This is a genomic window from Salipiger sp. (assembly GCF_059781815.1).
In genome coordinates, this window is record NZ_JBYNAH010000133.1 from 1 (window position 1) to 14,046 (window position 14,046).

The 14,046-nt window shown below is 58.8% G+C and carries 10 protein-coding genes; 2 read left to right on the forward strand and 8 right to left on the reverse strand.

The window, feature by feature from the left end; translation table 11 throughout:
* Positions 1 to 369: 369 nt before the first annotated feature.
* The 3 genes from AC6RA4_RS15520 to AC6RA4_RS15530 all read right to left on the reverse strand — a co-directional run bounded on the left by AC6RA4_RS15520 (position 370) and on the right by AC6RA4_RS15530 (position 7,157).
* Positions 370 to 3,411, reverse strand: a complete 3,042-nt coding sequence (locus AC6RA4_RS15520) for a type I restriction endonuclease subunit R (protein ID WP_500161816.1) — start codon at positions 3,409 to 3,411, stop codon at positions 370 to 372.
* 63 nt (positions 3,412 to 3,474) lie between these two features.
* Complete coding sequence (locus tag AC6RA4_RS15525) at positions 3,475 to 4,767, reverse strand: restriction endonuclease subunit S (protein WP_500161818.1); 1,293 nt, start codon at positions 4,765 to 4,767, stop codon at positions 3,475 to 3,477.
* Positions 4,764 to 7,157 (reverse strand): type I restriction-modification system subunit M, encoded by a 2,394-nt coding sequence (locus tag AC6RA4_RS15530; RefSeq protein ID WP_500161820.1) that lies wholly within the window; start codon positions 7,155 to 7,157, stop codon positions 4,764 to 4,766. Before AC6RA4_RS15530 ends, AC6RA4_RS15525 begins: the two co-directional genes overlap by 4 nt.
* Before the next feature lie 238 nt (positions 7,158 to 7,395).
* On the opposite strand from AC6RA4_RS15530, the gene AC6RA4_RS15535 reads away from it, so the two are divergent.
* On the forward strand, positions 7,396 to 7,803 hold the full coding sequence (locus tag AC6RA4_RS15535; RefSeq protein ID WP_500161822.1) for an XRE family transcriptional regulator: 408 nt from the start codon (positions 7,396 to 7,398) through the stop codon (positions 7,801 to 7,803).
* Between the two features lie 353 nt (positions 7,804 to 8,156).
* Here AC6RA4_RS15535 and AC6RA4_RS15540 read toward each other — a convergent pair whose 3' ends face one another.
* Positions 8,157 to 8,489, reverse strand: a complete 333-nt coding sequence (locus AC6RA4_RS15540) for a GYD domain-containing protein (RefSeq protein WP_500161824.1) — start codon at positions 8,487 to 8,489, stop codon at positions 8,157 to 8,159.
* Here AC6RA4_RS15540 and AC6RA4_RS15545 point away from each other — a divergent pair.
* On the forward strand, positions 8,488 to 8,652 hold the full coding sequence (locus AC6RA4_RS15545) for a hypothetical protein (protein ID WP_500161825.1): 165 nt from the start codon (positions 8,488 to 8,490) through the stop codon (positions 8,650 to 8,652). The two genes, AC6RA4_RS15540 and AC6RA4_RS15545, sit on opposite strands and share 2 nt — an antisense overlap.
* A 232-nt stretch (positions 8,653 to 8,884) precedes the next feature.
* On the opposite strand, the gene AC6RA4_RS15550 is transcribed toward AC6RA4_RS15545, so the two are convergent.
* From AC6RA4_RS15550 to AC6RA4_RS15565, 4 genes are all read right to left on the reverse strand, one after another.
* A complete protein-coding gene (locus tag AC6RA4_RS15550) occupies positions 8,885 to 10,030 on the reverse strand; it encodes a hypothetical protein (protein ID WP_500161827.1) in 1,146 nt (381 codons plus the stop codon).
* Positions 10,018 to 11,241, reverse strand: a complete 1,224-nt coding sequence (locus AC6RA4_RS15555) for a hypothetical protein (protein ID WP_500161828.1) — start codon at positions 11,239 to 11,241, stop codon at positions 10,018 to 10,020. The genes AC6RA4_RS15550 and AC6RA4_RS15555 overlap by 13 nt, the downstream gene beginning before the upstream one ends.
* On the reverse strand, positions 11,238 to 12,452 hold the full coding sequence (locus AC6RA4_RS15560; RefSeq protein WP_500161829.1) for a hypothetical protein: 1,215 nt from the start codon (positions 12,450 to 12,452) through the stop codon (positions 11,238 to 11,240). The genes AC6RA4_RS15555 and AC6RA4_RS15560 overlap by 4 nt, the downstream gene beginning before the upstream one ends.
* Positions 12,453 to 12,742: 290 nt before the next feature.
* The coding region (locus AC6RA4_RS15565; RefSeq protein ID WP_500161831.1) for an McrB family protein at positions 12,743 to 14,046 on the reverse strand (1,304 nt) is incomplete at its 5' end.

Sequence of the window (14,046 nt, forward strand, 5' to 3'; positions counted from 1 at the left end):
TGGTTCAGGTCGCCCAATTCATGCCAACCAATAGCGACGTAGTTGCCCTCGATTGGCCGATCAACGACATGTTCGCCCATATGGAGACCCCAGAGGGTTTGTTTAGCTGGCATCATTCTCAATCTTCCTCACTTTGGTCGCGACTGCCTTGAATCCCCGCGCGGCACGTTCTTGACTGAGGACATAGAGGCCTGCGAAGATCTCGTCCTAGGTGAGCGTGCCTGCGCGCCAGTCGTCGTTCCAGCCGTAAGCGTCGGCCGCAGCCTTGTTGAAGCGCTAATCCCGCCGAATTGATGCACTGCATCACCGAATCTACTGAGGTCGGCAACAAAGCTGTCGGCGGGTCTCGTTCTGGCCTAATCGACTTGATCATCTCGAGGACTGGCCGGTCATTCCCGCTTTGTCGATGGCGTCCTTGATGCTTTGATAGAGCGAAGACTTGAATGCCTGATCCTGGGCATGCAGCTTGTAGAGCTCGAGCTCTTCCTTGCGGCGGCGAAGCATCACGTCTTTCATGATTTTTTCAAAGGCGAGGTCGCGGGAATACGGGTCAGGGTTTTCGCTGAACTTCTCTTCGAAGTCAGGGTGCGCTTGAACGCTTTCCACAATATTGAGGAATTTGACACGTTGCTCTTGGGGGGTTGCACTCCATCCTTGGAACCAGCGTTCGTTGAAGCTGCGGATGATCTCTTCCAGCGGATCTTCCTGCACATCTTCGCCGCGATAACCGCGCGGGTTCGGGTTCTGGGGATCCAGCTCGGCTTCACCGGAATCCAGTTCGATGGCTTGATTGAGCTTCGTGCGTTCAAGTCCATAGGATGACAGGTCGACGGCTTCCAGCAGTTCGTCCAATGCATCCTGATTGGGGTCTTGGATCTTCAGCTTCGGCACCAGGAATTTCAGGAACCAGAAGAGCTTTTCCCAGTCGAGCACTTCGAAGGGCATGATCGAGGCCATCTGGCCATAGATCTTCACGAACTGCTTGGCCTTGATCTTGAAGTCGATCTTCTCCTCGTCCTCCAGATCCAGTTCGTCGTTGAACCGGCTGGCCGCCGCATCAATGAGGGGGCTCAACTTCTGCGAGTCTTCACCTTCAAAGAAACGGGTGCAGAACTCCCCCACCTCGGCCCATTCGTAGACGCCGGCGTCATCCAGCGCGCTTTTCAGCTCATGCAGGACGTTCACGTCGGTTGCTTCGGACAGAGTCGTCACCGTGAAGAACGGGTCGAAGGCAGCCTTGATGTCCTCGGTTTCGTTGAAGAAATCCAAGACGAAGAGGTCCTCGGTGCGCTTGCCGAGCTTGGGCGACGAGCGGTTCAAACGCGATAGCGCCTGCACCGCCAGAACCGATTGCAGCTTCTTGTCGACATACATCGCGCAAAGCTTCGGCTGGTCGAAGCCGGTCAGATACTTGTTCGCCACCACGAGCAGCCGGTATTCGTCCTTGTCGAACTCGGAGCGCGTCTTGTCCTCGGCAAAGCCGTTCATCTCGGCTTCGGTGCGCTTGATTCCATCGACCTCTTTCTCACCCGAGAACGCGATCAGCGCCTTGAAGGGCTTCCCGCGCTTTTCAAGTTCGGCCTGCACCGCATTGTAGTATCGGATCGCCATCTCGATGTTCTGGGTGACGATCATCCCCTTGCCTTTGCCGCGCAACTTCTTGGTGTTAACCACATTGTCGATGAAGTCATCGACCATGATCTCCGCCTTGGTGTTGATCGTCTGCTGGCTGCGCTCGACATAGGCGCGCAGCTTCTTCTGCGCTTTCGCCGTATCGAACAGGGGGTTATCCTCGATCGATTTCTGGATCTCGTAATAGCCCTTGTAGGTCGTGTAATTGGCCAGCACGTCGAGAATGAAGCCTTCCTCGATCGCCTGCTTCATCGAATAGAGGTGGAACGGTTTGAAACGGCCATCTGCCTGCTTCGTGCCAAACTTCTCCAGGGTCGAGTTCTTGGGCGTCGCGGTAAAGGCGAAGTAGGAGGCATTGCCGCGCATCTTGCGGGCGCGCATCGCCTTCAGGATCTTGTCCTGGTTATCCTCTTCATCCGGATCCTCACCGCCGCCCATGGCCTGGTTCATCTTGTCATGGGCCAGACCACTCTGGCCGCTATGGGCCTCATCGATGATCACGGCAAAGCGCTTGTCGCTCAGATCGGCGATCCCGTCGATGATGAAGGGGAACTTCTGGATCGTGGTGATGATGATCTTCTTGCCGTTCTCCAGCGCCGCTTTCAGATCGGCGGAGCGCATCGCCGGGGCGACGATGTTCTTCACCTCCGAGAAGTCGCGGATGTTGTCGCGCAGCTGCTTGTCCAGCAACCGGCGGTCCGTCACCACGATCACGCTGTCGAACAGGGGGGCATCCAGCGCGCGGGCACCGGGCAGGTCCATATTGTCGGGATAGGTCTCGATCAGCTGATAGGCCGTCCAGGTGATCGAGTTCGACTTGCCAGACCCTGCCGAGTGTTGGATCAGGTAGCTATGGCCGACGCCATTTCCGGCCGTGTGAGTCAACAGCTGCCGCACCACATTCAGCTGGTGATAGCGCGGAAAGATCAGCGCCTTCTTCGCCAGCGGGTCAGTCGCCTTGCCCTCCAGCAGCACGAAGTGCTGGATGATCCCGGCCAGGCTTTGCGGCTGAAACACCTCTTCCCACAGATAGGCGGTCTTGTGGCCATTCGGGCTGGGCGGATTGCCCGCACCCTCGTTATGGCCCTTGTTAAAGGGCAGGAAGAAGGTCGAGGCACCCGCCAGCTTGGTCGCCATCCAGACCTCATCGGTATCGGCGGTCATGTGGACCAGCACGCGACCAAAGCTCAGCAGGGTCTGGCTGGCATCGCGCTCGCGATACTGCTTCTGGCCGTGATAGCGGGCGGTCTGGTGGGTCCAGGCGTTCTTCAGCTCCAGCGTGACGATGGGCAGCCCGTTCAGGAACAGCACCATGTCCACGGATTCATTCGGGTTGGACAGCGAATGGTGCACCTGGCGCGTGACGCTCCAGATATTGGCGGCGAAGTTGTCGTGGACCTTTTGCGCCGAACTCGCCAGCGGCGCGGGATACATCAGGGTGAAGATCGCATCATCGACCGGCAGCCCCTTTTTTAGCAGATGCAGCAGGCCCTTGCGCTTCATCAGCTTGTCGAACTGGCCGAGGATCTTGGCCTGCCAGTCGGCGGGGTTGCGGGTCTTGAGCCGGTCGAGCGCCTTGGCCTGGGTGGCCTCGAGGAATTCCCAGAACAGCGCGGTGTCGAGCGCGAGGCGGGCGTCGAAGTCCGTCGGGCGACCGATGCGGAACGGGCCTGAGGGGGAGGCCCCTTCGGTCAGCTCTTCCGAGATAGCCCCGGTCAGGCCACGTTCGATGGCCTGTTCCAGTGCGATTTCCTTGGTGTTGCTGACCGAGATATTCATGACCGCCCCTAATGTTGGTTCTGTCGTGGTCCCGGGGCCGCCGCGCGGCGCCGGGATGCGTGCTTAAATGACCTTGATCTTGCCCGTGACCGCCGCGTTGATCAGGCTGGTTTTGTATTCCTTGAGCGCGACAATTTGCTTTTCCTTTAGCAAAATAGCCTCATCGAGCGGCCTCGAAATTTCTCTGATATGAGAGACCAGTTCTCTTTGCTCATTAATTGGAGGAACAACGATCACCAATTCTTTGATGCGTTCCAAGTGCAGGTTGGTAACAGATGTGCGGAAGCTGCCAAAAAAGAGCTGTTGGTCGACCAGTGGGCTGTTGAAAAAAGCCTCAAAGTAATGAGGGTTCAGCTCAGAGCGAAGCTTTATCAAGCAAAGACTTACAAAAAAGCTGAACTCTTCCTGCCAGTCAATAACTTTAGTTAGGCCAATCGTGCCATTTTTTGATAGCAGCACGTCGCCGAACTCAGCGTCTGCGCGTTTACTTAGCTCCTTATGAGCAGATTCTGAAATCTTCCGCACAGATTCCCACTGTATTTTTCCATCTTTCATTTTCGAAAGATCAGTCACGCGCAGAAAAGGGACGCCCTCATCCAGATATTCTGGGGTGAAGTGCGTTCCATCGACAATCTTGTTTGCAAGAAATTTAAGTTTTGCGAGACTCCAATGCGCGGGGATTTGGCCGATCCAGTCGATGCCGCTGTCCTTCATGGGGGCGGCGGGGTTCAGGCCGCGGGTGACGGCCTGCTGGATCAGGATCTGCCTGCGCTCGCGCAGGAGCGTGATCTGCTCCTCCTTGATCCGCACCGCCTCATCAATCGCCGCGCATTTCCCATCCAGAAACGCCGCAATGGCGCGTTGTTCGGGGAGAGGTGGCTCAACGAGAAGGCTGTTGGCAATGTGGTTGAAACTGATCGTCTGGCGCACGCCGGAGCCAAGGAGCTTCATGTTTGAGACGTCATATCGGTGAAGAAGGTAGTTGAAATACCGTTTGTCCATCTCAGCCTTGGCTTGGAGGACAATATATCCGGCGCTGACGACAACATCGATATTTGAGAGACCAATGCGCAGGCTCTTCAGGTCATAGTTGAGGTTCAGTGGGTTGACGAGGAACTCGCCAGACAGAACCTCCTGATAGGAAGCCTTAGTTGCGAGCGGAACGCGTTCGTCATCCTTTTCGACCACCTCACCGAAACTGATGGAGCCGCAGCTTAGGTCCATGTTGGCCCTATGTTTTTTCTCCTGAAATAGCTGCTTCAGCTTGCGGCTTTTCCAGTGATTAGGAACTTCTTCCAGCCAGCCCTCGCCGCTGTCCTTATAGCTTTCATACGTCGGATAAGCCGCGATGTTCATTCCGCCGGCTCCAGCTTGGTCGCGACCTCGACGCCGAGGATGTCGGCGATCAGCCCGTCGGCTTTCTCCTCCAGCGCCAGAATATCCTGCGTGACCTCTTCGAGGCTGCGCAGCGGCTTGTGGCGGTAGAAATACTTGTTGAAGCTGATCTCGTAGCCGATCTTCACGCTGTCGAGGTTGATCCAGGCTTCTTCCACATGCGGCTTCACCTCCGCCAGGAAATAGCGGTGGATGCTGTCCTTCAGCGGCACGCTTTCCGCATCGCGCAGGTCGGTCGCGGGTTCATAGGTCAGGTAGCTGCCATCGGCCTGCTTGTAGTAACCGAAATCCGCCAGATCGCCGGTGGCGCAGCCCAGATGGGTGGTCAGATCCTCCAGATCGCCCGTGGACAGCTTGTGCCGCTTGGCGATGACCTTTTCGGCGGCCTCGTCATACCAGCTGACAGCGTTCAGGATCGCGTTTTTCTCGGTCGCGGACAGCTTGAGCTTGCGGGCCTTGATCGCCTTGGTCACCGCGTCGCGGAAGGCGTTGAAGTCATTGGTCTCCTGCTCGCCGATGTCATTCATCAGCAAGAGCGCCGCTTTCAGCAGGTCGCGCAGCTTGGCCCAGTAGCTGGTATCGGTCAGCTTGCCGCGTTGCTTGGCGTTGAGGGTGATGCCCTGTTCCTCGCACCAGGCGGTGATGGCTTTCATCTCGCCCTTCAGGAAGCCGGGTTCATAGACCTGTTCGCCATGCTCGGCGTAAATCCACTCCATCGGCTCGCGCAGGGACTTGTCAAAGCGCAGGGGCTTGATGCGCTCGGCGCTGAAGCCCGCGCTCCGGCGGTCGGGGCGTTCGATGGTGACCTTGTGGTAGCCGAAATCCGCGTTGTCGAAGACCTGCACGGCGATGCCCGTCGGGTCGCCTGCGGCGTCGATCTCGCGCTCGATCGGGGCGAAGTTCAGGTAGGCCTTGGTGATCTGTTCGATGTCGGTTTCCGAGAACTCGCAGTTCTTGTCACCGAGGTTCTTGCGCAGTTTACGGTAAAGCAGGTTGGCATCGATCAGCTGCACACGCCCGCGCCGCGCCTCGGGCTTGGCGTTGGACAGCAGCCAGATATAGGTGGTGATGCCGGTGTTGTAGAACAGGTTGTTGGGCAGCTGGATGATGGTGTCCAGCATGTCGTTTTCGATGATGTAGCGGCGGATGTTGGATTCCCCGCTGCCCGCATCGCCGGTGAACAGGCTGGAGCCGTTATGGACGGAGGCGATGCGCGAGCCGAGCGGGCTGGTGCCCGTGGGCTTCATCTTGTTCACCATCTCCATCAGGAACAGCAGCTGGCCGTCCGAGGAACGCGGCGTGGCGTCCATGGTGTCCTTGTTGCCCCAGTAGTCGGTCAGCTCGACCTGGAAGCGGGGGTCGATGACGTCCTTGCCATCCTTGATGTATTTGACCTCGCTGTTCCAGCTTTTGCCGTAGGGCGGGTTGGAGAGCATGAAGTCGAAGCGGTTGGCCGAGAATTCATCGGTGGAGAGGGTGGAGCCGACGCGGATGTTCTCGGGGTTGTTGCCCTTGATCATCATGTCCGATTTGCAGATCGCGTAGGTCTCGTCGTTGATCTCCTTGCCGTAGAGATAGACGTCGCCGCGCGCCTGGATCGGGCCTTCGGGTTCCTTGATGTAGTTCTGCGCCTCGGTCAGCATGCCGCCCGAGCCGCAGGCGGGGTCATAGATCGTCATGACCGGGGGCAGTTGATCCTTGATCGGGTCGAACATGAGGTGGGTCATGAGGTGGATCACCTCGCGCGGGGTGAAGTGTTCCCCGGCTTCCTCGTTGTTCTCTTCGTTGAACTTGCGGATGAGCTCTTCAAAGACGTAGCCCATGCCGAGGTTGGATAGGCCGGGCAGCGTGTTGCCCTCAGGGTCTTCGACGGCGTCGGGCGTTAGGTTGATGTAGGGCGAGACGAACTTCTCGATTACATCGAGCAGGACCTGCTTGTCCGCCATGTGCCGCATCTGGTCGAACAGTTTGAAGCGGGTGACGATCTCTTTGACGTTGCCGGAGAAGCCGTCGAGGTAGTCCTCGATGTTGGCGAGCAGGATCTGCTGGTTGTTCGTGGCGGTGCCGTGCAGCTTCTTCAGCGTCCATTGGCTGGTGTTGAAGAAAACATAGCCAGCAGCATCCTTGAGCGGTTCATCGTCCAGCTCCAGCGCGCCCATGTCTTCCTTCTGGTAGCGCACCTCTTCGAGGACTGCATCTTTGGTCGGCTCCAGAAGCGTGTCGAGACGGCGCAGGACAACCATCGGCAGGATGACATCACGGTATTTGCCCCGCACGTAGACGTCCCGCAGGCAGTCATCAGCGATACGCCAGATAAATGAGACGAGACTATTGTGTGATGTTTGGTTCAAAGTGTGCCTCGGGGTCTGAGAGTTTCATAGGCTGGCTCGCCCGAAGCTATCGGCGGAAATGAGGAAGGGCAACTGAGCCCGAAAGTCCAAGGATCCGACCAGGTAGCACGCCGAGACCCGGCATGGCCCTCAAGGCCTCCCCCACCCTACCTAGGACTTCCTGCAACCACGCCCCGACAAGGACGTGCCCCACGCCTTCTATCATCAACTCGAAGTCAACGAGATGAAGAGGTTCGACATGACCACCAGCCCCACTGCCCGCATGATCACCGACGCCGTCGAGGCGAGCGGCAAGACCCTGCGGGAGATCGCCACCGAGATGGGCCTCGAGCGCGGCAACGTGATCTCCATGCTGAAATCAGGCGAGATGCGCATGCCGATCGAGCGGATCCCGGCCTTCGCCGCCGCCACCGGCATCGACGCGCTGGCGCTGACCCGTGTCGCGATGTCCGAGTATATGCCGGAGACCTGGTCCGTGCTCGCGGCATCCGCCTCGCCGGTGCAGGAAGCGCAGCTGAACATCCGCGCACCCGGCGCGGTCGTCGAGCGCTTCAAAGCGATCTGCCAGACCGAGCGCCGCAACTACGGCGACATGCTTGGGCTCTTGCTCGACGTCTGGGATGGCGACGTCGAGAAGATGGTCTGACATCGCGAGAATGGTGCGCGTCGGCTCCCTGCTGGCGCGCATCGGCACCCAGCATGCCCTGAGAGCCTTCAAAATCGCTGCCAATTAGGCACCTCGCCCCGGGAGCTACCCCAAGTGCCCTCTGGGCCAGACGCGCTTCAGCGGCCGATTTGCGGACCGCACCAAATTAACTGATTTTGTTGTGTTTCCGCCTACTTGCGCAGACCGGGCCTCGGTCATAGGTGACCGGCTCCACAACGCAATGGATGCCAATTCCGCCCCCGAGCACCACTATATCCCAGCAAAGCAATGGCTTCACTTCGTGACCCTCGCAACCTCCGTCTGGCGCGGCGTCTTCGTAGTCCGCTTGCTCGTCAAGAGCCTGGCGGAGTGTAGCTTACTGCCACGTCTCCGGCTTGTTCGGCGAGCTTTGCGAATTCAGCCGTGCTCCAAACACAGTGCGTGTTGAAATCCGTCCCTATCCCTGCGGCCCCAACGATCATTGCCGCCTTCGCCGGAACATCCACGCTGTCGGCATCAATGATCAACATTACATCGGCGTCTCCCGTTATGAAGTAGTGCTCCACGAGTTTCCCGCCGGCAGCACCCACGAGTTTTTCCAGGACCGGCTTTCGGTCATCGGGTTTGGATAAGAACCCTCTGATAGCTGATTGCGTCAATTTCGCGGTCAAGATGAATTTCGGCATGATCTCTCCCTCCCTGAAGCACGAGTTCAATGCCGACAAAACATACCACGGATCCGCACCTCCGGTCGCCGTTGGGCCGACCGGCGCACGAAGCAGGAACTACAGCGACATGCTGGAGCTCTTGCTCGAGGTCTGGGAGGGTGACGTCGAGCGCATGGCCTGAGCGGACGATTGAAGGCATGCGGGCGGCGGGACGTTAGAATCTCCCGCCCGCAGAGAGCGCGCGCAGGCATGAGCGGACCGATGACAGCAACGGGTTAATCGGTGACGTCATGGATGATGCGATGGACGCCATCGCCGCCTCTCCCCCAAGATCAGCAAGGAACCGATCGAACTCGCGGAGATGATTTTCGACGCGCTACGGGACAACGGCTATGGCGAATTCGATCGTCATCTTAGCCCCCACTCGCTCCGTATATGTCCAACAGAAGGTCAGGGTTCGATCCCTCTCCCGCCAATTCTGACTTCAAATCTTGAAGGATGGGCAAGAATTTGGAACGTCGTCTTTGGAAGTTCGCGTTTGCTCGTCGACGTTCATTCAAGTCTTTCTCGGTCCTTTCTATTATCTCTAAGAGTTCACCTGCCAAAGGATCGGAGCCAGTCACCAGTGCCCTCGGGTTCACGCGCCGCCATCTTATCAGGCCCGCAAGCAAGAACGGCGCGTAGTGGAACATGGTATACTCGCCGCCGATATTGCGTCTAAAGTCAGCGATCGTTCTACGAGCCAGTCGTTCGACGTCTCCTCGGCCCAAATGAGACGGTGCCGTGTCCGAGCGAGAAAGCATGAAGGCCATTGACGCACTTTGTCGGTTCCAGGTCCAATCCTCGATATCCGAATTTAGAAGCAACCGCATGGCTCTTGCCTCATCCTCTTGGTCGCCTACGATGCGGCCAAGGCCCTGATACACCAAGACCCAGCTGGCCTGATGCTGGACGAATGGATGAGGTTTTCCAGACGCTTCGATGCAGTCCATCAACCAGGTTGCGACGTCGCGCGGGCACTTTCGGAACTGCCAGGTCAAGAATTTGAGGGCGTCATTGTTTTCGGTCCCCGGGCCATTCTCACCTCGCAGCCGTTGCCCAGTAACATCGAGCGCCCTGTTCGTCAGAGACTCGAACCGTTCAAGAGTTTCGCCGTCGATCTCCGCGGGAAACTCGCCATCGCTTGAGACACAGTATTTCCCGAAGGGGCGCTGCGACATCTTTTGTCCGAGCGTCGCCCAGTCCATCTCGCGTTGATCGAGAGCGGTTTCAAGGATCGTTTGCATTCCTGCAGAGCGAGCACTGTCTTGCCACGCCTCCACCCCACAGGGAAGAACCAGCCGTTTGGGGATAGACACCTGGATATCGAGGCTGTCGATTATCTCGTCCCAATCACGCTCGTCGCTCAGGGCCTCGTCCCAATCGACCGTGAAGTTTCTTCCCAAGTCCGGCGCTTCCATCAAGATTCGTGCACGGCCGGCGGCAGGTTTCTGTTCGACCCAAAGAGAGACAGCGGCTTGTTGCTTCAGGGGGGCGCCGAGCGGCACTATCGCGGCCAAGGCGCGGCCTCTTTCCGCAAGTAGACCGAGACGTTTTCCTGCCCACCTGGGATTGCAAATGTTGCCGGTTCGGGGCTCCGGTAAGTCCGCCCGGCTTCGAGTGTTTCTTCTTGCCGAATGAGATCGAAGTTCATTGCGCCGCCCGAACCAAATACGATCGTCGATAAGCGCGGCAGGAAATCGAAGAAGATCGGTGCCCCGCTGCCTGCGCGGTGCGCTGCTGCCAATGCCCCCCGTGCGACCGCCGTCGCTGGTAGTGCTATGACTCCGACCGAAACGTTTCGCTGGATCTCAGAAATCAAGCGATCTCTCAACCGACCTTCGGTCAAGGTCTCCAAAATCACGACATCACAACCGGTCAGATCAAGCTCAGCCTGGCGCATCCTGACAGATTCCGACGCGTCGTAATCGCTCAGATCCAGCACCTCCCAATCTCCGTTCGGCTGTCGGAGCATCTCGGGACCGCAAGCGATCCCGAGGCCCGCCTTCCCGACGGTGCCTGCAATTGCACGATGGGCGGTGCGGGCCGAAAAGCCGTCTGCACCTATCGCTGCGGTGCGCGCGGCACGAATGAGAGACTCATAGCCAGCGTCACTGGGAAGGAGCGTCGCCGCTTCGCGGCGCTCCGGAGCAAGCACACCCCGCGAGCTTCGAATTCGAAGCTTTTGGATGGAGAGCCCTTGCCGGTCATGGCAAACGACACCTACGGTCTGCCCCTCTGAAGCCTGGCTCTGCTCGATCGCGAAAAGTGCGGCCAGAACGGGACGCCAGACAAGTGAGCCATTTCGGAATTTACCCCGCGCGAGTGCATTTAGGAGGTGTTCTTGAGCGGTCTCATCTCCATCCGGGCCTTCGTCGATAGACAGGATCGTATGCGCCGACCCACGCGCCGAACCGAGTAGCGCGGACGAGAGCTTTACGGCTTCTTCATCTTGCATCTCCAGAAGGGTGCGAACAGAAATACGCCGTTCCCCGATGCCGACGTCGCCCCATCCGCCTCCTCGCCCGTGAGGCGCAAAATCGGCTTGGGGTCCGCCGATCCAACGCGAGTCCGCACTTTCACCAACCCGCACAACCGAGGATAGGGGGCCGCTCGCGACGATATCGACCAGACCGATTTCTTCTTCTTCTCCCGGCAGGGCCCTCCAGTTTTTTGCGGCGAAGTCCCTCCAACCGTTCAGGTCGAATCCGCACAACTTTCGTTCGGTCATATTGCGGCCTCGTAAAGCTCACCGCGTATGAAATCTCGCACAGCTTCAAATCCTCTGGCCAGATCTTCGCCAGCTGGACCGATGGCGATGGCGGTCACCGTCGCCTTGCCTTGAATGGCGCTCGCGCACGACGCGATACCGCGCGCGGGCGTCATGATCAGCCCGTTACGCAGAACTTCCGTCTGAGCGAGGGGCTGAATCCGATGAAGCAATAGTGCGGCCTCTCCGACAGCGTATTCCAGCGCTATTTTGCGCATCGCATGCGGTGTCCAGACGGCGACCCGACGTGGCAGATCTGAGCGGCTCGGATCAGATATTCTGAGCGCGACATGGGCCTGCGCCGCAGTCAACAAGGGGCCCGGCCTCTCGGGGCGTGCTTGAACTTCGACTATGCGGTTTGTGTTGCGCAACCAGAATACGGCAATCGGCCGATCCTGCGTGAACCAGCGTCCACCCACAGCTTCTGTGTTCCAGGAAATCGGAGATTGCGCGACGAGCTCTGCTTCCTCCAATTCGTCGATCGCTAGAATGATTGAGAGGACGGCGAAATCGGTCCAAGTTTCAGCCTGCCACGCCCAAAGGTCGTCTTCGATCTTGCGGCGTAAAAGAAGCCTAAGCCAACCATCGTGGACTTCCCGATAACTGCGGTCCTGCATGAGCACGTAGTTCGGCTGGACGCCGGCAGAGGCGATCATGACGCCGAGGTCGGCAAGTGAACGCGCAACCGCCCGACACGACTTCCTGAACCCGTCGACCTGCGCGTAGCGAGCGCTCTCCTTCGCGCGAGGATGCTCGCGCATCCATCCCCGTGCGACATCAGCAGCGAGTCGCGCATAGGCATGCAGCACGCGGTTCTCTAGTGTGTCGAAGTTTTCACGCCTGACAGTTGCGAGAATCCGCTGCGACGCGCCGGCGCGTTCAGCAATGCTCCGGCCGGGCTGGCGGCTGAGCCAGACCATAGATGCGCGGTCCATTTCCTGAACGCGATCAAGCGGGGTAAGTTCCCTGTTCCTGCGCAAGACCCTGCGGATACGCCTTTCCAAATCATGCAACACCGGTTGCATCCGGCGTGCCTGGCGCACGATCTCGGCCATCTTCGGGTCGGCTTCATTCTCGGCGCGCTTCCAAGCGCCCCTTAGGCGCCCCCAGGTATCGCTTGGGTCTTCAAGTGCGTCTTCTAACTCCTGAATGCGGGCGAGGACTTCGTTCATGTGCCGAAGCGCCTCCGCTCCTTCCTCTTCTGCCGCGGTTGCCGGATCGTGCCCCGATCTGGGTCGGACTGGGAAACCCAGACGAAGCGGTGCTCTTCCCTCTTCGCGCTTGGGATATGGGGCAAGGACCAAGCTTGTATTGGTGCCCTTCACGCTCCCACTAAGAAGCGTCATGTATTCATAGCCCCTGGGGGCGGCGCCCTGGTAGCTCCCTATGAGGCAATCGTTAGGGCCGAAGGCCTCCCCATCTCCGAGAGATTGGGACGCCCATGGACGCGTCAGAAACCGCATCAGCGCGTGACCCCACTCCACACGAATTGGCCGGTTGCTTCAGAGAGCGACATGGACTCCTCGATTGCCTGCGCAAGCGCGTCGTCCCCAAGCTCACGTTCAACGAAAGCCACCAGCTTTGAGAATTGCGGCCCCTCAATGTCGATTTCCACTCCGCGGAGTTTCGGAATCAGGCGCATCTCGACCTGATCCGCGAGTGCGTCGTCGACGCCCCGGCTGCCTTCGACTTCTGGGTAGTTCGCAGCATAAGCCATAATCGCACGACCGAGGCGATGACCGAAGGGACGTTTGAAGTCACGCATCAGGTCGACCATCTGCTCCACCCGGCCCGTCACGCGCCGGTCGCCGTCCACGGTTGCGCTCGATCGTCCCCAGCTTTCCCAAGTCTGCTGCGATAGAGCCACTGTCGGCTCAACGGTTCCCTGCGCCTGGCCGTCTTTGATCTTTTTCGGTGCGGAGAAACGAAGGATGTTGGCGCGGTCGACGACCTTATCGGATAGTGACTGCGTGCTTTCGTCCTCGTTCATCGTGCCCGCGAACAGCAGATTATAGCCGGGGAAAATCCGGGGTGGATGTTCCATGTTCGGAATTTCCAGCTCGATTTCAGCGTCCTTGCGCTCGTTCGCCTCACCGACGTCACTAGGGCGCGGTCGGCTTTCCAGTCGGCTAAGGAAGTCCGAGAAGTAATACTCGACCCTGGCAAGGTTCATCTCGTCCAGCAGGATCATCATCATGCGATCCTGCTCGGCATCATCGTTGTTGAGCTCATCTAGTGCCCATAGCGCGCGCGCCATGTCTGTGGGCCGGAACTTGCCTTCGATATAGTTATAGAAGCCCATCAGATCCTGTGGACTGTCCCAACGTGGCTGCACCGGGACTTGCAGGAAACCGATCCCCATGCCAGCTGCATACTGACGCGGCAGCTGGCTTTTGCCCGTGCCGGAAATGCCTGCAAGCACGGCCATCTGGGTCGTCTCGTTGACCTTCATCGCCGTATGGAAAGCACGAAGTGTTCGGGCCGGGTAATCGAGCCCCTTAGCTCGAAGACGCCGTTCGACACGTTTGATCGCGTCGGCTTCGTTTTCACGGGGAGCGGGGGCCCAGGTCCGCATTGCTGCAATGACGGGCGGTGTTTCCTTCAGCTCGCGGAGCGGATCTGCCTCGCCGGTTTCGCCATCTACCGAGCGCCCTTCCTTGCGCGCGATCTCGGCATTGAGATGCGCCAGGCGAGCGTCGAGAGAGCTCCGCGTTTCCTGAAGGGTTTCAATTTCACCTATGGACCGACGGGCTTCCTGGTTCAGGG